Source organism: Duganella margarita, from assembly GCF_009857535.1.
In the GTDB taxonomy this organism is placed as follows: Bacteria; Pseudomonadota; Gammaproteobacteria; order Burkholderiales; family Burkholderiaceae_D; genus Rugamonas; species Rugamonas margarita.
Map to the genome: position 1 here is coordinate 97,912 of NZ_WWCS01000010.1, position 17,626 is coordinate 115,537.

The window sequence follows — 17,626 nt, forward strand, 5'->3', positions numbered from 1 at the left end:
TACGGTTGATTTATTGTCTATAATGTCACTCTAATAGAGCAGCACCGCGCACGCAATCCTGGTGCGACCAGCTGCATAAAACGCCGATCAATCGTCGGTTTCTGGGGACAAACGGAGTAGATGATGCATCCATCGTGGTATCTGGCGGCGCTGCTGAGCAGCGCCAGCCTGTTGCAAGCGCACGCCCAGCAACCAGCGCCTGCTGCTGCACCCAGCGTCACCGTCGCCGGCCAGCGCCATGCGTCCGAGTGGTTCCGGGTCGAGAGCCAGCATTTCATCGTGTATTCCGACACCAGCAACGACGACGTCGCCCTGCTGCTGAACCAGCTGGAAAAGCTGGACCAGATGCTGCGGGTCTACACCAAGCCCTTCCTGAAAGCCACCGGCAACGAGCCCAAACTGACTTTCTACTACCACGACAGCGCCAACGACCTCGACGGCCTGGCCGCCAACCAGCCGGCCGATGCCATCGGCCTGTACACTAGCTGCACTGCGGCAGTCCAGGGCTTCGGCGTCCAGTTAAACAAGCTGGAGCGGCCGGACAAGCTGGTCAAGCCCAAGGCGGAACAGAGCGAAAGCCTGGGCTATCTGTTCGAGGCCTATACGCGCCACTTCATCTACCGCTACACCGATATCCGGGCGCCGACCTCGTTCATCGACGGCCTGGCGCAGTATTTCGCCAGCGCCCGCTTCTCCGACGCGCAAATGCTGGTCGGGCGGACCCCGCTCAACGTCAACCGCTATCTGTCCTTCCTCGACCAGGGCAATCCCTACTACCTCGACTACAAGGACGTGCTGGAGCAGAACGACTCGCGCGCCATCGGTAATATGTCGCAGGCCGGCATCAAGCTGGAATTCGCCGCCCGCTCCTGGCTGCTGACGCATTACATGCTGTCTTCCGACGACAATCGCAACAAGCTGGTCACCTATCTGGCGGCGGTGTACCGCGACACGCCGATTCCGCAGGCGTTCGAGCAAGCCTATGGCATCAAGACCGGCGATCTCGGCAAGGAGATGTGGCGTTACCGGAATACCTCGGTCAAGGTGCTGCAGGTGGATGTCCCCGAGCTGACCCCGGCCGTCATGGAATTCAAGAGCCTGCCCCAATCGTCGGGCGAATTTGTGCTGGCCGAGTCAGCGCTCAAGTCCTGCCCTACCCGCCCGGCCGGCGAAGCGCTGCTGCGCCAGACCGCGCGCGCGGCCGCCAATTACCCCTCCAACGATTATGCCCAGCTGGTACTGAGCCGCGCGCAGATCGACTGGGGCAATCCACAGGACGCGCTGCCTTATCTCAGCGCGGCGGCGAAAAAACCGGGCGCCAGCGCCGAAGTGCTGTACCTTCTCGGCCAGACCCAGCTGCGTTTGTCGCAACTCGACGCCGCCCGTAACAGCCTGGGGCAATCGCTGAATCTGGACCCAAAATCGGCCGAAGCCGCCTACGCGCTGTACCAGGCAGGCCTCCAATCGGGCCAGCCGCCGGACGACGACACGCTGGCCGCCGCCATCGTCGCCTTCAACAACGGGCACGAAGTCACCACGCTGGCGCGTTCGGCCGCACTGGCCTATGCCTATGCGGGCGATAAGGCGCGTGCCCGCAACGCCCTCAAGCTGATGGCGCATAACATCCGGGAGCCGGAACTGTCGGCGTGGGCCAAGATCTGGCTGGGCAAACTGGCGGCCGGCGTCGGCAAGGACGCGCTGCTGGCCGAGATGCGCGTGCAGCCAGCGGCCGGCACGGTGTTCAGGGAATGGACCATCGCCACGGCGACGGTGATGCAGGATATCGAGCGTAACGCCGGGCTGCAGAAGGCCCGCAGCTACCTCGACCAGCAAAGCGTCAATCCGGCCAATCCGGACAGAGCCTTGCAGTCGACGTTTGGCGGCAGCCGTTAATCAGGCGAAGGCGGCGACGCGCTGCGGTTGCAGCGCGGCTTCGTACAATACTTCAGCTTGCAGTGACGCTTGCAGCGACGGCAGCGAACCGCCGGCGCGGTACTGGAAGCTGACTTGCAACACGTCGCCCTCGCGCGCCTTGACCGGCGTCGCCAGCGGCAGCGTCATATAGCCCATCAGCCAGTCGATGGTGCTGGAACGCTCCTGCACCACCTGCAGGATGTTCTTGGTGACAAACCGCATGGCGTTGATCTCGCCATTGCGCTCGACCACAAACTTGCCCTGCCACGAGTACAGCAGTTCGTTCGGCTGGTTGAAGTCGATGATGCTGTAGACGGCCGGCGGCGCCATCTCCACCGTGCCCGGGTAAATCACCGTGGTTTCCTGGAACTGCACGATCGGCGCGTAGAAGCCTTCGAAGTCGTACTCCTGCTGCAGGGGCTGCACCGCCATGATGACCGCTTCCGGCAGGAAGATCGGCAGCGGACCGCCGAAACGCTCCAGATAGCGGCGCTTGAACGATTCGATCACCTCGACCTGCTTTTCGCGCAGCATGCCGACGTGCAGCATCTCGCAGATGACCACATCGACCGGCTCGGGCGGCAGGTATTCGAAGGCGTCGGCGTGGATCACCTCGACCTTGTCGCCATTCGGATTGAGCGCCAGGAACTTGCGCGCTTCCTTCACCATGTCCGGATTGAACTCGACGCAATACACCTTGGACGCCTGCGACGCCGCAAACCACGACAGCACGCCAGTGCCGCCACCCAGCTCCAGCACCTTGGCGCCGGGCTTGACCGCATAGGCGATCGCCGACTTGAACGGATGCATGCGGTTCTGGTCCATCAGCATATTGTGATGGTAGTGGAGTGGAATGAACTGCCCCAGATAGCAGCTTTCGATTTCGCGTTCGTTGAGCATGGTGGTCCTTGGTAGATGCGCTAAGGACATTATCGTTAAGATTGTTGATGTCCTATGCCGGGAACTGCAAGGCAAATACCCGCCAATTCAATTCGCGCTCAGCGGTTAACCAATAGGCATTATTGCGCTTATACTAGCGGCGATTCGCTTCGGAGATACCATGTCCATCCAGTTTCGCAATAATGTCCACTGTCACGGCGACGGCCCGATTACGTTGATGTTCGTCCATGGCTATGGCTGCGACCAGCAGATGTGGCGTTTCATCTACCCATCGTTCCTGGGCCGCTACCGGGTGGTGCTGATGGACCTGACCGGCAGCGGCGGCTCGGACCTGAGCGCCTACGACCGCGACAAGTACAGCACCTTGTATGGTCATGCGGAGGACGTTCTGGATGTGATCGACCTGTACGCCAAGGCGCCCGTGGTGTTTATCGGCCATTCGGTCAGTGCCATGATCGGCATGCTGGCGTCCATCATGTCGCCGGAAAAATTTACCGCACAAATCATGGTCGGTCCGTCGCCGTGCTACATCAACGATGGCGACTATGTGGGCGGTTTCAATGCGGAGGACATCGACGGCCTGCTGCAGCTGATGGAAATCGATTACGACAGCTGGATCAAGCGCATGGCGCCGGTGATCATGGGGGCGCCGCGCCAGCCTGTCCTGCAGGAAGAGTTGCTGACCCGTTTTGCCAAGAACGATCCGGAAATCACCCGCCACTTCGCCCGCGTGACCTTTACCGCCGACCATCGCGCGGAGGTGGAAAAATCGACCGTGCCGGCGCTGATCCTGCAATGCAGCGACGACATGATCGCGCCGCGCGAGGTGGGCGATTATCTGCACCAGCACCTGGCCAACAGCCAGTTGGCGGTCATCGACAACGTCGGCCACTGCCCGCATATGAGTTCGCCGTCGGCCAGTTCGGACCTGATCGAAGATTACCTGCTGCATCTTGGCGTTTAGTGCGCGGTGTTTAGTGCGATCAGGCGCGCACGTTACAACAGGTAACAGCTTGGTCTGCAGACGCCTGATAACCTAGCCTCAACTATTAGCGAGGAAGGAAGTCATCATGGCCGCTCAAGCAAAATATGTGATGTCGTCAACGCTGTTGCTGAGCCTGCTCACGCTGGCTGGCTGCAACAAGCCGGTCGAGCCGCAACAGCCCAAGGTGGCCGCCGCCCAACCGGCGCCACCGTACACGCCGCCTACTGCGGAGCAACTGTCGCAGATGGTCGCACCGATCGCCTTGTTCCCGGATAAGCTGGTGGGCCAGGTGCTGGCGGGCGCCACCTATCCTGCGCAAGTGACCGCCGCCGACCAGTGGCTGGCGCAAAATCCGTCCCTGAAGGGCGATGCGCTGCAATCGGCCGAAGCCGCCCAGCCGTGGGATGTCAGCGTCAAATCGCTGACCGCGTTCCCGAGCGTGCTCGATCAGATGGCCGGCAATATCCAGTGGACCACCTCGCTCGGCCAGGCCTACGCCAACGATCCCAACGATGTGATGAACGCTATCCAGGTGATGCGTCTGCGCGCGCAGCAGGCCGGCAATCTGAAGAGTTCGCCGCATTTGAAGGTGACGACCGCAGTGCGGGCCGCGCCGCCGCCGAACTACGTTGATCAGGCGCCGCCGGACCAGGTGGTGTACGCCGGGCCGGCGGTCATTCCGCCGCCACCGCAAACCATCATCATTGAGCCGGCCGAGCCGGATGTGGTCTACGTGCCGCGCTACAACCCGACCATCGTCTATGGTGCGCCGGTGGACGTGTATCCCGGCTGGACCTATCGTGAGCCGGTGTACGCCAGCAACGATCTGGTGACTACCGGTGCGATTACCTTCGGGATTGGTATTCTGGTCGGCGCGGCGGTTAGCCATCATTACCATGACTGGGGCTGGAATGCCTGGGGCGTCAACTGGGGCGGGCCGGGGTATGGAGGCGGCGGCTGGCATCGTCCGGCGGTGGTGTACAACAATAATACCTACGTGACGAAGTCGGTTACCGTGATCAACAATTACCATGGCGCGCCGCGTGGCCCAGCGCTGGCCGGCAACCCGCAGCCAATGCGGCCGATGCCGCCAACCCAGCAGATGCAGCACATGCAGCCGATGCAGCCGACGCGGCAGGCCGGGCCGATGACTATGCCACACTTTACCGCGCACGACGCGGTGCCGGGTTCGCGCCCGCCAATGATGGCAGCGTCACATGGTCCGCAACCACAAGCCATGGCGCAGCACGATTTCCGTCAGCAGCCGGGTCAGTCGCCTCGTATGGCGCAGCAGATGCAGGAACATGGTGCGCAGGCGATGCACATGCAGACAGGACAGCAGCATCTGCCCATGATGCAACATCAGCAGCCCAGCCCACAGCAGCATCAACCGCCAGCGCAAGTGCAGCAAGCGTCAGCCCAGCAGCACCAGCCGCAGATGCAGCAGCATCAAACGCTAGCTCAGCAGCGTGAGCCGCAACCGCAGCAGCACCAGCCGACCGCTCAGCAACAGCAAGCGCCGGTTCAGCACGGGGGCGCTGCTATGCGTGCGGACAATGGCATGCGGGCGGACGCTGGAATGCCACGCGCGCTGGAGCCACACCGCGAATTCAACGGGCCCGATCGCGCTCAGGCGCAGGCAAGGCATCAGGAAATGGCGGCGCGTGCCCGTCCGGAAATGGCAGCGATGGCTCAGCATCCTGCGGCGCAGCCTCGCCCCCAGCAGCCCCACGCCGAACCGCGGCGCGAGGAGCATCATCAACAAGCCGCTCATCACGAGCAGCATGATAAGCACGAGCATCACGGCTAGCGAACCCGGTCAGCAGCCCGCGCTGGCGTGTGACTTCTGGCTGGCTGCTAGCGTGGGGAGGCTAGCGCGGCTTCTTGTTCGCCAGGAAGGTGTTGATGGTCTTGGCGATCCAAGGCTTGTCGGCCTTCTCGGCAAAACCGGCGGCGGTCAGGTGGAAGCCCCCGTCCTTCAGCGTCGCGTCGGCGCCTTGATTTAGCAGCAGCTCGACGACCTCTTCCTGCCCTTCGCGGGCGGCGATCATCAGCGGCGTCATGCCGGACGGCGTTTCGGCGTCAATATAGGCGTACTTGTCGAGCAGGATGGTGGTGATCTCCACGCTGCCGGACGCTGCCGCGTAATGCAGCGCCGTCCAGCCCTTCTGGTTCACCTGCGCGCCGCGCTTGAGTAATTCCAGCAACGCTGTCTTGTTCTTGCGGAAGGCCGCCATCATCAGCGCCGTGTTGCCATTCGGCGCCTTGGCTTCCAGGTCGATGCCTTTTTGGTCCATCAGCACCCGCGCCACATTCAGCGCCTCATAACGCATAGCCACGATCAGCCCGGTCTCGCCATTGGAATCACGCGCATTCGGATTGACGCCGCGCGCCAGCATCTTCTTCACCCGCTCGGCACCATCCAGCTGCGCAGCGCGGAAGAACTCCACCTCGTCGTCGCTCTGCTCGAAGGCAAATGCTGGCACCACCGCCAACGCGGCCAGAGCCAGCAACACTAACCGGCGCCGCATCATGCCGGCACGTTAAACAGTGTGCGGAAATTGGCCGTGGTCTGCTCAGCCACCTGTTCCACCGACACGCCTTTCAGCTTGGCGATGTATTCGCCCACATGCGCCACAAAGCCCGGCTCATTCATGAGGCCACGGAACGGCACCGGCGCCAGATACGGCGAATCGGTCTCAATCAGGATGCGCTCCAGCGGCAGTTCCAGAGCCACCGCCTGCAAATCCTTGGCGCTCTTGAAGGTCACGATGCCCGAAAAAGAAATATAAAAGCCTATCTCGATGGCCGCGCGCGCCACTTCCAGCGACTCGGTAAAGCAATGCATCACGCCGGCCACGCCGCCCGCCTCGGTGCCGGCGCCTTCTTCACGCATGATGCGGATGGTGTCCTCGCTGGCGCTGCGGGTGTGAATGATCAGCGGCTTGCGGGTAAGCCGCGACGCTTTGATATGCGTGCGGAAGCGCTCGCGCTGCCATTCCAGGTCACCTTCCAGCCGGAAGTAATCCAGCCCGGTCTCGCCGATGGCGATGATTTTCGGGTCGTCCGCGAGCTGCACCAGCTGTTCGACGGATGGTTCCGGCGTGTCCTCATAGTCCGGATGCACGCCAACCGAGGCGTAGATATGCGGATACTGATGGGCCAGCGCCAACACTTGCGGGAAATCCGGCAGGTCAACCGACACGCACAGCGCGTGGGTCACCTGGTTTTCCGCCATCTTGGCGAGAATCTCAGGCATGCGAGCGGCCAGCTCAGGGAAATTGATGTGGCAATGGGAGTCGATATACATGCCGCGATTGTACCTGATCGCGTCCCACACTCCTTTTGTGGAATCGATACCACTGCGTCTCAAGAAAACGCTTTCATTTTTAATATTGGCAAGTTAGTATCGTTCGACGGTATGTAATTACGTTACGCAAAATAAAAAATACGGAGACCTAATGAACACTAGCGAAATCTTCCTGCTGGCGATGCTGCTCATCTTCGCCGTGCCTTATCTGTTTTGGCGGCTGCTGAGAACCGACTATTTTGCGCCGCTGGTGGTGGTCCAGATCATCATGGGCGTGATCCTCGGCCCTGGCGTGATGGGCAACCTGTTCCCCGAATACCATCAATTCGTCTTCAATCCGGACGTGGTGAAAACCCTCAACGGCGTCTCGATGTGGGGCGTGATCCTGTTCGTGATGCTGGCCGGGGTGGAGCTGGACCTGAAAAAGACCTGGCAATATCGCCGCGAAAGCATGACCACCGCCGGCCTGTCGCTGGGCATGCCGCTGCTGTTCGGCTGCGGCGCCGCCCTGCTGCTGCTGAACTACCAGGGCTGGATCGGCGCCAAAGCCGCTCCCTGGCAATTCCTGATCGGCACCGGCATGGCCTGCGCCGTGACCGCGCTGCCGGTGCTGGTCATGCTGATGGAAAAGCTGGAGATCCTGCGCCAGCCGATGGGCCAGCGCCTGCTGCGCTACGCCAGCCTGGACGACGTCGCCATCTGGGGCGTGCTGGCGCTGCTGATGCTGGACTGGGAACGCGTCGGCCGCCAGGCCGGCTTCCTGGCCGCCTTCGCCATCCTGACCTTCGCTTACCGCCGCCTGATGGTGCGCCTGAGCAAAAACGACCGCTGGGCGGTGGCCCTGATCTGGCTGATCGCCTGCTCGTTCGGCGCCGACTGGGCCGGCCTGCACTTCATGGTTGGCGCCTTCCTGGCCGGCGTGGTGATGGATGCGGACTGGTTTGGCCAAGAAGCGCTGGACGCCATGTTCAAGAACGTGCTGCTGATCCTGATGCCAGTGTTCTTCCTCAGCACCGGGTTGCGCACCAAGTGGGACCTGGGCGGCTATTCGGTGTTCTTCGTCGCCGGCCTGCTGCTGCTGGCCTCGGTGGGCGGCAAGCTGGCGGCGGCGCACATGGCCGGCAAAATCCTCAAATGGAAGGAAGGCGAAGCCTCGATCATCGGCTGGCTGTTGCAATCAAAGGGCTTGATCGAAATCGTGTTCGCCAATATCCTGCTGGATAAACAGATCATCACCAGCGAGACGTTCACCGCGCTGCTGTTGATGGCGGTCGGCAGTACCATGCTGACCATCCCGCTGGTCCACCCTAAGCTGCACCGCGCACAGAATCGCGGGCTGGTCGGCCAGGCAAGTTAGGAGACAGAGAACATGGCACGCATGGGACTAAGCAAATCGGAAGTCAAAGCCAGCCGCGACCAGCTGCTGGCCGAAGGACGCTACCCGTCCGTCGATGCGGTGCGCGCCGCGCTGGGCACCGGCTCCAAGTCGACCATCCACCGCCACCTGAAGGAACTGAGCGACGAAGACGCCCAGCCCGGCATCAAGCGGGACGACACGGCGCGCAGCCTGCAAGTGATGGTGGAGCAACTGGCCAGCCACCTGCACGACGACGCCGAACGCCGCTACCGCGCGCTGTATGCCGAGCACCAGCAGGCCATGCAGGACAAAGAGCAGGAGCTGGCCGCGCTGCGCGAGACCGTGGAGAAGCTGCAATCACGCGTGGACGAGCTGGAAATCGACGCCTACGCCAGCCAGCCGCACGACCACGGCTTCGGCAACTTCAGCCACCTGTACGCCAGTTCGCGTGGCGGCCTGAATGACAGCACGGCATTCAGCATGGTGCTGTCCGGCGGCCGGGCGTCGGTGTTTGACGTCGACAGCCGGCCGATCCACTACAAGGTGTGAGTGGCGCGTGACGAGCGCAGCGCGGCGCCGAGGATTTCTTCAATCCGCAGCCTGGCGCGCTGGCCGCTCTCGTCGTCTGGGAAATGCACGCCGATGCCCTGCGCCTTGTTGTTGTGCGCGCCGGGCGGCGTGATCCAGGCCACCTTGCCGGCAATCGGGTATTTGTTGGGGTCGTCCATCAGCGCCAGAATCAGGTAGATCTCGTCGCCGAGTTTGTACGGCTTCTGGGTCGGCACGAACATGCCGCCGTTTTTCAGGAACGGCATATAGGCCGCGTACAACGCGGCCTTTTCCTTGATTGCCAGCGATAGCACCGTCGGCCGTGGCGCCATGGGCACGGTGTTCGGGTCAAGTGGGCTGGCAGCGGACATTCCTTACCTTTCAGGCACAGCAGCTGGCGTAATCCAGCAGCATCTCTTCCAAAAACAGCTTGGGCGACAGCGGGTGATCGGCCGTCGCGCGGCGTTCGTTCGCGCTCTTGATCGCCGCCAGCAGACGACTGACGTGGATCTTGTCGGCCAGGCTGGCCAGCTCTTTCTGGTAGCGCGGATAATACCGGATGTTACCTGCCAGTTTGTACGAAAACACATCGTAAAGCCAGCGCTGCAACCAGGACGCAGGGCCACTCAGTGGCACTTTCTGCAACTTGTCCGCCACTTTCAGCGCGCCTTCCACACTCGGGTGGGCCAGCAGTTGCAGCAGCGTTTCCAGATCCTCGCGGCTGCCGGCTTCCGCTTGCGCCATTGCGGCCAGCGGCGCGCCGCCCTGCTCGCGCAGCCAGCTGTCGGCGTCCGGCACACCCTGCTCCTTGAGCCAGGCCAGCGCCTCGGCGTGGTTCGGCATCGGCAAGGCAAACTTGCGGCAGCGCGACAAAATGGTCGGCAGCAGCCGGTCCAGGCTGTTGGACGCCAGCAGGAACACGGTGCCCGGCGGCGGTTCTTCCAGCGTCTTCAGCAAGGCGTTGGAGGCCGGCGTGTTCAGCGCTTCGGCCGGATACAGCACCACCACCCGCAGCCCCTGGCGGTGGGTGGAAATATTCATGAAATCCGCCAGCGCGCGAATCTGCTCGATCTTGATTTCCTTGGACGGCGTCTTCGACTTGGCGGCCTTCTTGCTCTCACCCTCGCCTTCCTCGTCGGCGGCCGGCTCGTCCTCCATGGACTCGGGCCGCACGCGGCGGTAATCAGGATGGTTGTGCTGCGAGAACCAGCCGCAGGAGGCGCAAGCGCCGCAGGCATGGCCGTCCGGCTGCACGTTCTCGCACAGCAGGCCTTGCGCAAATTGCTCGATGAAATCGGCTTTGCCTATCCCGGCGGCGCCATGGAACAGGATGGCGTGCGGCATGCGCTGGCGCAGCGTTTGCAGCTGCTGCCACGACGATTCCTGCCACGGGTAGATGGAATGACTCATTATTCAGTATTCTATTTCAAAAGAACGCGTCGAGGATGGCGGCAATTTGCTGCTGGATCTCGGCGATGCTCTGGGTCGAGTCGATCACGCGGAAGCGCTGCGGAAACTCGGCCGCGCGACGCAGGTACTCGGTGCGGGTGGCAGCAAAGAAGTCGCTCTTTTCCTGCTCAAACTTGTCCAGCTCGCGAGTGGCGTCCAGGCGCGCGCGCGCCACGTCCAGCGGCACGTCGAACAACAGGGTCAGGTCGGGCTGCAATGCGGGATGTACCCACTGCTCCAGCGCATCCAGCTTGGCCAGGCTCATGCCCCGGCCGCCGCCCTGGTAGGCGAAGGTGGAATCGGTGAAACGGTCGGAAATGACCCAGGCGCCACGCGCCAGCGCCGGTTCGATGACTTGCGCCAGGTGTTCGCGGCGGCTGGCGAACACCAGCAGCGCTTCGGTTTCCAGGTGCATTTTTTCGTGCAACACGATCTCGCGCAGTTTTTCGCCCAGCGGCGTGCCGCCCGGTTCGCGGGAGCTGACCAGATCGACGCCGCGCTGCTTGATGTAATCGCTGACGAAGGCAATGTGCGTGGACTTGCCGGCGCCGTCGATGCCTTCGAAGGTGATGAATTTACCCATTGATTCTTATCGTTGATACTGGTTGACTGCCCGATTGTGGTCGTTCAGATTGTCCGAGAACTGGCTGGTGCCGTTGCCCTTGGAGACGAAATACAGCGCGGCGGTCTTGGCCGGCGACAGCGCCGCCATCAGCGACTGCACGCCCGGCAGCGCGATCGGGGTCGGCGGCAAGCCGGCGCGCGTATAGGTATTGTACGGGGTGTCGGTCTCCAGATCCTTTTTGCGGATCTTGCCATCGTATTTCAGGCCCATGCCGTAGATCACGGTCGGATCGGTCTGCAGCAGCATGCCCAGCTTGAGGCGGTTGACGAACACCCCGGCAATCATGGCGCGCTCTGACTTCTGGCCGGTTTCCTTCTCCACGATGGAGGCCATGGTCAGCGCCTCGTACGGATTCTTGTACGGCAGCGACGGATCGCGCTTGGCCCAGGCGTCGGCCAGGCGGGTCAGCATGATGGCGTGCGCCTGCTTGTAGATTTGCAGGTCGCTGGAACCCTTGGCGAACAGATAGGTGTCCGGGAAGAACAACCCTTCGGCCTGCTTGTAGTCGGCGTCGATCGCGGTCATCAGCTCGGTGTCCGACAGCGCCACGGTGTCATGCTTGAGGCCCTTGTGGGCGGCGATGGCGGCCCGCATCTGGCGGAAGTTCCAGCCTTCGATGATGGTCAGCTGCTCCTGCGCGAACTCGCCGCGCGCCAGCTGGTCGATCAGGCGCAGCGGCGTCGAGCCGGGCTTGAGTTCGTAGGAACCGGCCTTCAGCTTGCTGCTCTTGCCGGTGGCGCGCGCCAGCAGGTTGAACAGCAAGGGCTGGATCGGCACGCCCGCTTCGGCGATCTGCTGGCCGGCCGCATGCGCACCGCTGCCGGGCGTAATGGTGAAGTCGATCGCTTCGGCATCGGCCGGAATGATCGGATTTTGCGACCAGTACATGAAATACCCGCCGCCCACGATGGCCAGCACGATACACAGACTAATTATTTTTTTGATAAAAGCCATTATTAAAGCCATCTGATTGGATCAAGTCGCACAGCTTGCCAGTTCCTGACCCGGTGCGCCAGTGCGATGTTTTGTGCCCCGTCCGACGCGATCGGCGCGACATCACTATAATGAGCCCGTAATGATAATGCTTTCACCGTCAAAAGATTGAAAATTATGCCTTCCTGGAATGAACTTTTAACGCAGCAGGCTGCCCCGCTGACCACAACGCAGCTGGCAGTCGGTTTTGTCGCCCCGATCACCGACCTCGGCCTGATCGCGCTGGACGGCGAGGACTCCGCCAACTTCCTGCACACGCAGCTGACCAACGACGTCGAACACCTCGGCCAGGGCGAAGCCCGGCTGGCCGGTTACTGCTCGCCGAAAGGCCGCCTGCTGGCCTCGTTCCTGATGTGGCGTAACGAATCGACTATCTTTCTGCAACTGGCGCGCGACATCCAGCCGGCGATCCAGAAGCGCCTGTCGATGTTCGTGCTGCGCGCCAAAACCAAGCTCAGCGACGCCTCTGAACTGCCGGCCAATCACGTCGTATTGGGCCTGGGCGGCGGCCTGGCTGAAACCACGCTGCAAACCTGGTTCGACACGCTGCCCGCCAAACCGTTCGCCAAGCTGGATCATCCGCTGGGCACGCTGATCCGCGTGGCCGACGTCTTCGGCGCGCCGCGCTACCAGTGGCTGATGTCGGCCGAGACCGCCGCAACCGTGGTGCCGGAACTGGCGGACAAGCTTAGCGTCGGCAGCAATGATGCGTGGCACCTGTCGGAAATCCACGCCGGCGTGGCGCACATCAGCAAGGCGACGCAGGAACAATTCGTGCCGCAGATGATCAACTACGAGCTACTGGGCGGCGTCAATTTCAAGAAAGGCTGCTACCCGGGTCAGGAAATCGTCGCCCGCAGCCAGTACCTCGGCAAGCTCAAGCGCCGCACCACGCTGGTCAGCATCCCTGACGCGACGGCGGCCGCCGGCATGGAGGTGTTTGCCACGGCCGATCCGGAACAGCCGTGCGGCATGATCGTCAACGCCGCGCCGAACGGCGAAGGCGGCGTCGATGCGCTGGTGGAAATGAAGCTGGCGGCCATCGAGGCGGCGTCCGTGCGACTGGGTTCGGCGCAAGGCACGGCCTTGAGTTTCCTGGCCATGCCGTATGTGCTGGAACCACTCGATCTCTAGCATGGATCTCTACATCTATTACAAGGTCAAGGACAGCGACGCGGTGTCCTTGCTGGCGGCAGTCGTGCCGATGCAGACGGCGCTGGCACAGCACCACGGCGTGACGGGCCTGCTCAAGCGCCGTCCGGACACCAGGGAAGACGTGCAGACGTGGATGGAAGTTTATCCATCCGTGCCGGAAGGCTTCGCGGCGGCACTGCACGACGCCGTCGCCGAGGCCGGCGTGGACCAGTTCACCACCGGCCTGCGCCACACGGAAATTTTTATGGACGTTGTCCCATGTGCCTGATTGTCTTTGCCTGGCAGGTGGTACCGGCGGTGCCGCTGATTGCGGCCGCCAACCGCGATGAATACTATCAGCGCGCCACCGCGCCGGCCGGTCCGTGGCCCGAACATCCGCACATCTACGCCGGCCGCGACTTGCAGGCCGGCGGCAGCTGGATGGGGATCACCCAGCCGGGTGCCGAAGGCGGGCCATCGCGCTTTGCCGCCATCACCAACATCCGCGCACCGTCCGAGCACAGGGATGACGCACCGTCGCGCGGCCATCTGGTGGCCGATTATCTGGCAGGCAGCATGACGCCGCAGGAATACGTCGCGTCCATCCGCGCCACGGCCCACCAGTACAACGGCTTTAACCTGGTGCTGGGCGACCGCGACACGCTGATCTGGTACTCCAACAAAGGCGACCACGACCCGCGCAACGGCCAGCCGCTGGAAGCCGGCATCTATGGCCTGTCCAACGCGCTGCTGGATGCGCCGTGGCCAAAAGTGTTGAAGACCAAAGCCCAGTTCGCCAGCCTGCTGTGCCTCGGCGCGCCGGAAGAAGCCTTCTTCGAAATGCTGTCCGACACCACGCCGGCGTCCGACCAGCGCCTGCCGGAAACCGGCGTCTCGCTGGAGCTGGAACGCGTGCTGTCCGCCGTGCGCATCGAAAGCCCCGGCTACGGCACCCGCACCTCCACCGTCGTCAAACTCTACGCCGACGCCTCCGCCACGCTGCATGAGGTGCTGATTCACTGAAGCCTGACGCCATGCGACGAGCGGAAGCCCCTACAAATTCCGGTTCCAAAACCAGATGCGGTAAAAGATATCATCTTTGTCGACCAGCAGATGCTTCAGGGCCGCCAGCACGTGCAGCGCAATGAGCATCGTCAGGGCAATCGCCAGTGACGCATGCAGGTCGAAAAATTGTTCCGCCACGTCATGATCGGGCATCGCCCAGACAGGAAGCTGCATGCCGAAGAAAGCCACTCCCTGCCGGGTGTGAGAGGCGCCCAGGTAGCCCAAGACTGGCATCGCCAGCATGCCGCCGTACAGCAGCCATTGCATTAACCCGGCCAACTTCTTTTGCCAGCCAGGCAGACTGTGCGCTAATGGGACGGGCTTGTGCGTTACTCTCCAAATGAGCCTGACGATCACCAGCACGAAGAACAGCAGACCGAAGGATTTGTGCTGATCAAAATACCAGGCGCTACCAGGTTCATCCTCTATCGACATCATGTACCACCCGATGCAGAGCAGCCCGATGACCAACAGTGCTGATATCCAATGCAGCCATATCGCCGGCGCCGCATACTTCCAGGAGCGGTCGGCTTTTGTACTGATGCTGTGACGATTCTCCATGTCGCTTCCTCGATTGCTTTGTGTGATTGAAATAGCCGGCGCTCAGATCGGCGCAGCCGTCCTGACAGTATTGACCCGTTTCGATGTCGCCCACTTGATGAATTCGAACCAGGCGATGCTCAACGCAGCCACCATCAGGCACGTGAAAAGCAGCATGGGATCGAGCGCAGCGAAAGCAAACAAGTCCCTGAGGGGCGCCAGCACAAGCACCAGTCCCAGCAGCGCTAGTGCGGATAAACTGACCCATGCAAACGACCGATTCGACACCCCGCGGCGCCGCCAGGACGGCTGTGACCAGCTGCGATTGGTGTAAATCAGTCCTATATTTGACAACACGAGTGCGAGAAAGGTCGTGGTGCGCGCCACGCCGTCGGCCCGGCCGGACGCGATGACCGCCAGGTACACCCCAACCAGCATAATCAATAAGCCGAGCCCCTGCAGCAGCCCGCGCACCAGGATTTCACGGTCGAACAAGTGCGTGTCCGGATTACGTGGCTTGCTGCTCATCGCGTCGGCTTCTATCGCCTCGGCCTCAAACACGATGGAGCAAGCCGGATCGATGACCAGTTGCAGAAATAGTATATGCCCCGGCATTAGCAGCATCGGCCAGCCAAACAACACCGGCAGGATGGAAAGACCGACGATCGGGACGTGCACCGCGACGATAAAGACGATCGCTTTGCGCAGGTTGGTGAACAGGCGACGGCCGTGCTGCACCGCCAGCAATAGCGACGAGAAATCGTCATTGAGCAGGACCAGGGCTGCCGCTTCACGCGCGACATCGGTGCCCCGTGCGCCCATCGCCACACCAATGTTAGCCGCTTTTAATGCTGGTGCGTCGTTGACGCCATCGCCGGTCATGGCCACGACATCACCACGCCGCCGAAACGCTTGCACCAGGCGTAGCTTCTGTTCCGGAGCGATGCGACAAAAAACGGCCGTGTCGTTGAGCCGCACCTGAAGCGCGCGGTCGTCGATCGCGGTCAGTTCGGCGCCGGACAATATGGCGCCCCTGCCCTCGGTGATTCCTGCTTGCTGCGCAATGGCCGTTGCGGTGGACGGGTGGTCTCCGGTGATCATCACAACGCGTATGCCAGCCGCATGACATTGTGCAACGGCGTCCGGGACCTCCTCACGGACCGGGTCTTGCAGCGCCACCAGGCCCAGAAACGCAAATGCAAAAACGTGCTGATTGTCCGGTAACGGCGGCGCCGGGAAAGTCGCCCTGGCGACACCGATAACGCGCAATCCCTGGTCGGCCATCGTCGTCACTTGCGCTGCAAGCGCGGCATGTCGGTCGGCATCCATGTGGCAAAGATCGGCAATTGCTTCGGGCGCTCCCTTGGCGGCAACCAGGTATTCAGAACGATCCGGCGATCGCCAGACCCTGGACATCGCCAGCATTTCGCGCGACAGCGGATAGTCGTCAATCAGCGTCCAGTCTGAGTGCAGGTGTTCCGTGTTGGCGAGCAGCCGGGCGCCGGCTTGCACGATGGCCGTCTCCATCGGGTCGAACGCCTGTCGATGGCTGGCCAGTACCGCATATTCAAGCAAACTGTGCAGCTCCTCCTGCAGTGCCGCCGCCCCCGCGCGCTGTCCATCGTAGCTGGCGTGGTCGTTCCACAACTGCACCAGTTGCATGCGGTTGGCGGTCAATGTGCCGGTCTTGTCGACGCAAAGCACCGTGGTAGCGCCCAGCAATTCGATCGCCGGAATGCTGCGGGCCAGAATTTTCTCACGCCCTAATCGCCATGCCCCCAGGCCGAGGAACAGCGTCAGAATAACCGGCAATTCCTCCGGCAGAATCGCCATGGCGAGGGTGAGTCCGGCAAGCAGGCCTTGCAGCCAGTCGCCGCGCAACCACCAGTAAGTGATGCTCAGGCCAGCGGCCAGACACAGTCCACCGAGCGCGACGGTTTTGACGACACCGCGCGTTTCAAGTTGAATCGGCGTCAGCTCGCCGCCCAGGGTCGCCAACGAGGCGCCAATCCGCCCCAGAGCGCTGCTCGCTCCAGTGGCGATCACCAGGCCGCTTGCCGTGCCTTGCGTGATCAGGGTTCCCGAATAGATACGGCCTTCCGTGCCGGCCTCGGCGTCGGCATGCTTTGCCACCGGCACGGACTCGCCTGTGAGCATGGATTCATCGACACTTAAATTCGAGGCGGTGACGAGGTCGATATCGGCGGGCACGCGGTCGCCCTCGGCGAGCAGCACCAGATCGCCGAGCACCAGTTCCCTGCCGGCGACGCGCATCTGTCTGCCGTCCCGGATGATCAAGGCACGCGGACTGGCGAGGTCGCGCAGCGCGTTGAGCGACCTTTCAGTGCGCCGCTGCTGAAAATACGTCATGCCGATGACGATGCCGACAAAACCCAGCAGCATCAGCGCTTCGCTACGGTCGCCCAATAACAGATAAATGACGCCACACGCTACCAGCAGCAAGAACATCGGCTCGGAAACCACGTCCAGCAACAGCCGCCAGGCACTCAATGGACGGGAAGCAGGAAGCTCATTGGGTCCGTTTGCGCGCAGGCTTTCGGCCGCCTGCGCCGCCGTCAGACCAGCGGTGACTTTTTGCGGAGACATATGATCAATTATCCCGGGCGTTTCGAGCAGGGTGGCACGAATTACGCTGTATTCAATCTGGTCAACGGCACGATCCATTAGCCGGGTTCATACGGTGGATAGGGTGGAAATGGCTTTGCCAACAGATGTCACTATGTTAAGTGAAATTCTGTGTCAAAGCGAGCGTGGGTGCTCCGAATCATTGTCGCAATGATTCGC

17 protein-coding genes are annotated in these 17,626 nt (G+C 62.1%); 8 read left to right on the plus strand and 9 right to left on the minus strand.

The window, feature by feature from the left end:
• Positions 1 to 120 precede the first annotated feature (120 nt).
• Entirely contained in the window at positions 121 to 1,893 is a 1,773-nt protein-coding gene (locus tag GTP55_RS16705) for a tetratricopeptide repeat protein (RefSeq protein ID WP_161046001.1), read from the plus strand.
• On the opposite strand, the gene GTP55_RS16710 is transcribed toward GTP55_RS16705, so the two are convergent.
• On the minus strand, positions 1,894 to 2,814 hold the full coding sequence (locus GTP55_RS16710; protein WP_161046002.1) for a class I SAM-dependent methyltransferase: 921 nt from the start codon (positions 2,812 to 2,814) through the stop codon (positions 1,894 to 1,896).
• A 160-nt stretch (positions 2,815 to 2,974) separates the two neighbouring features.
• Here GTP55_RS16710 and GTP55_RS16715 point away from each other — a divergent pair, with 160 nt between their 5' ends.
• Positions 2,975 to 3,778, plus strand: a complete 804-nt coding sequence (locus GTP55_RS16715) for an alpha/beta fold hydrolase (RefSeq protein WP_161046003.1) — start codon at positions 2,975 to 2,977, stop codon at positions 3,776 to 3,778.
• 106 nt (positions 3,779 to 3,884) lie between these two features.
• Positions 3,885 to 5,609, plus strand: a complete 1,725-nt coding sequence (locus GTP55_RS16720; protein WP_161046004.1) for a DUF3300 domain-containing protein — start codon at positions 3,885 to 3,887, stop codon at positions 5,607 to 5,609.
• A 61-nt stretch (positions 5,610 to 5,670) separates the two neighbouring features.
• On the opposite strand, the gene GTP55_RS16725 is transcribed toward GTP55_RS16720, so the two are convergent.
• Together GTP55_RS16725 and GTP55_RS16730 are read right to left on the minus strand one after the other, a co-directional pair.
• On the minus strand, positions 5,671 to 6,315 hold the full coding sequence (locus tag GTP55_RS16725) for an ankyrin repeat domain-containing protein (protein ID WP_371868369.1): 645 nt from the start codon (positions 6,313 to 6,315) through the stop codon (positions 5,671 to 5,673).
• A gap of 14 nt (positions 6,316 to 6,329) precedes the next feature.
• Positions 6,330 to 7,109 carry a TatD family hydrolase gene (locus tag GTP55_RS16730; protein ID WP_161046006.1) on the minus strand — a complete coding sequence of 260 codons (780 nt, stop codon included), beginning with the start codon at positions 7,107 to 7,109 and terminating at the stop codon, positions 6,330 to 6,332.
• 151 nt (positions 7,110 to 7,260) lie between these two features.
• On the opposite strand from GTP55_RS16730, the gene GTP55_RS16735 reads away from it, so the two are divergent.
• Both GTP55_RS16735 and GTP55_RS16740 read left to right on the plus strand, forming a co-directional pair.
• A complete protein-coding gene (locus GTP55_RS16735) occupies positions 7,261 to 8,466 on the plus strand; it encodes a cation:proton antiporter (RefSeq protein ID WP_161046007.1) in 1,206 nt (401 codons plus the stop codon).
• Between the two features lie 12 nt (positions 8,467 to 8,478).
• Positions 8,479 to 9,015, plus strand: coding sequence for a DNA-binding protein (locus GTP55_RS16740; protein WP_161046008.1), 537 nt, complete (start codon positions 8,479 to 8,481; stop codon positions 9,013 to 9,015).
• On the opposite strand, the gene GTP55_RS16745 is transcribed toward GTP55_RS16740, so the two are convergent.
• From GTP55_RS16745 to mltG, 4 genes are read right to left on the minus strand one after another with little or no spacing between them, the layout of a single operon-like run.
• Positions 9,003 to 9,386, minus strand: a complete 384-nt coding sequence (locus GTP55_RS16745; RefSeq protein WP_179672305.1) for a PilZ domain-containing protein — start codon at positions 9,384 to 9,386, stop codon at positions 9,003 to 9,005. The genes GTP55_RS16740 and GTP55_RS16745 overlap by 13 nt on opposite strands.
• Positions 9,387 to 9,396: 10 nt before the next feature.
• Entirely contained in the window at positions 9,397 to 10,425 is a 1,029-nt protein-coding gene (locus tag GTP55_RS16750; RefSeq protein WP_161046009.1) for a DNA polymerase III subunit delta', read from the minus strand.
• A 16-nt stretch (positions 10,426 to 10,441) separates the two neighbouring features.
• The gene (gene tmk, locus GTP55_RS16755) at positions 10,442 to 11,047 is read right to left on the minus strand and encodes a dTMP kinase (protein ID WP_161046010.1); all 606 of its coding nucleotides are present in this window, start codon (positions 11,045 to 11,047) and stop codon (positions 10,442 to 10,444) included.
• Between the two features lie 6 nt (positions 11,048 to 11,053).
• Positions 11,054 to 12,043, minus strand: coding sequence for an endolytic transglycosylase MltG (mltG, locus tag GTP55_RS16760; protein WP_202423740.1), 990 nt, complete (start codon positions 12,041 to 12,043; stop codon positions 11,054 to 11,056).
• Positions 12,044 to 12,199: 156 nt separating this feature from the next.
• Here mltG and ygfZ point away from each other — a divergent pair, with 156 nt between their 5' ends.
• The 3 genes from ygfZ to GTP55_RS16775 are packed head-to-tail and all read left to right on the plus strand — an operon-like array spanning position 12,200 to position 14,239.
• The gene (gene ygfZ / locus GTP55_RS16765) at positions 12,200 to 13,216 is read left to right on the plus strand and encodes a CAF17-like 4Fe-4S cluster assembly/insertion protein YgfZ (RefSeq protein ID WP_161046011.1); all 1,017 of its coding nucleotides are present in this window, start codon (positions 12,200 to 12,202) and stop codon (positions 13,214 to 13,216) included.
• A 1-nt stretch (position 13,217) separates the two neighbouring features.
• Positions 13,218 to 13,505, plus strand: a complete 288-nt coding sequence (locus tag GTP55_RS16770) for a DUF4936 family protein (protein WP_161046012.1) — start codon at positions 13,218 to 13,220, stop codon at positions 13,503 to 13,505.
• Positions 13,496 to 14,239: an NRDE family protein gene (locus GTP55_RS16775; RefSeq protein ID WP_161046013.1), complete on the plus strand. Its 744-nt coding sequence runs from the start codon at positions 13,496 to 13,498 to the stop codon at positions 14,237 to 14,239. Before GTP55_RS16770 ends, GTP55_RS16775 begins: the two co-directional genes overlap by 10 nt.
• Positions 14,240 to 14,269: 30 nt before the next feature.
• On the opposite strand, the gene GTP55_RS16780 is transcribed toward GTP55_RS16775, so the two are convergent.
• The gene (locus tag GTP55_RS16780; protein ID WP_161046014.1) at positions 14,270 to 14,842 is read right to left on the minus strand and encodes a cytochrome b; all 573 of its coding nucleotides are present in this window, start codon (positions 14,840 to 14,842) and stop codon (positions 14,270 to 14,272) included.
• Positions 14,843 to 14,884: 42 nt separating this feature from the next.
• Positions 14,885 to 17,506, minus strand: a complete 2,622-nt coding sequence (locus tag GTP55_RS16785) for a cation-translocating P-type ATPase (RefSeq protein WP_229257975.1) — start codon at positions 17,504 to 17,506, stop codon at positions 14,885 to 14,887.
• Positions 17,507 to 17,626 lie beyond the last annotated feature (120 nt).

What these genes read in the sequence shown, in the direction of transcription:
- GTP55_RS16785 (WP_229257975.1), bottom strand. Translation starts at nt 17,506, where the DNA reads ATGGATCGTGCCGTTGACCAGATTGAATACAGCGTAATTCGTGCCACC.
- GTP55_RS16730 (WP_161046006.1), bottom strand. Translation starts at nt 7,109, where the DNA reads ATGTATATCGACTCCCATTGCCACATCAATTTCCCTGAGCTGGCCGCT.
- GTP55_RS16705 (WP_161046001.1), top strand. Translation starts at nt 121, where the DNA reads ATGATGCATCCATCGTGGTATCTGGCGGCGCTGCTGAGCAGCGCCAGC.
- GTP55_RS16715 (WP_161046003.1), top strand. Translation starts at nt 2,975, where the DNA reads ATGTCCATCCAGTTTCGCAATAATGTCCACTGTCACGGCGACGGCCCG.
- mltG (WP_202423740.1), bottom strand. Translation starts at nt 12,043, where the DNA reads ATGGCTTTTATCAAAAAAATAATTAGTCTGTGTATCGTGCTGGCCATC.
- GTP55_RS16735 (WP_161046007.1), top strand. Translation starts at nt 7,261, where the DNA reads ATGAACACTAGCGAAATCTTCCTGCTGGCGATGCTGCTCATCTTCGCC.
- GTP55_RS16780 (WP_161046014.1), bottom strand. Translation starts at nt 14,842, where the DNA reads ATGGAGAATCGTCACAGCATCAGTACAAAAGCCGACCGCTCCTGGAAG.
- ygfZ (WP_161046011.1), top strand. Translation starts at nt 12,200, where the DNA reads ATGCCTTCCTGGAATGAACTTTTAACGCAGCAGGCTGCCCCGCTGACC.
- GTP55_RS16750 (WP_161046009.1), bottom strand. Translation starts at nt 10,425, where the DNA reads ATGAGTCATTCCATCTACCCGTGGCAGGAATCGTCGTGGCAGCAGCTG.
- tmk (WP_161046010.1), bottom strand. Translation starts at nt 11,047, where the DNA reads ATGGGTAAATTCATCACCTTCGAAGGCATCGACGGCGCCGGCAAGTCC.
- GTP55_RS16720 (WP_161046004.1), top strand. Translation starts at nt 3,885, where the DNA reads ATGGCCGCTCAAGCAAAATATGTGATGTCGTCAACGCTGTTGCTGAGC.
- GTP55_RS16775 (WP_161046013.1), top strand. Translation starts at nt 13,496, where the DNA reads ATGTGCCTGATTGTCTTTGCCTGGCAGGTGGTACCGGCGGTGCCGCTG.
- GTP55_RS16745 (WP_179672305.1), bottom strand. Translation starts at nt 9,386, where the DNA reads ATGTCCGCTGCCAGCCCACTTGACCCGAACACCGTGCCCATGGCGCCA.
- GTP55_RS16740 (WP_161046008.1), top strand. Translation starts at nt 8,479, where the DNA reads ATGGCACGCATGGGACTAAGCAAATCGGAAGTCAAAGCCAGCCGCGAC.
- GTP55_RS16770 (WP_161046012.1), top strand. Translation starts at nt 13,218, where the DNA reads ATGGATCTCTACATCTATTACAAGGTCAAGGACAGCGACGCGGTGTCC.
- GTP55_RS16710 (WP_161046002.1), bottom strand. Translation starts at nt 2,814, where the DNA reads ATGCTCAACGAACGCGAAATCGAAAGCTGCTATCTGGGGCAGTTCATT.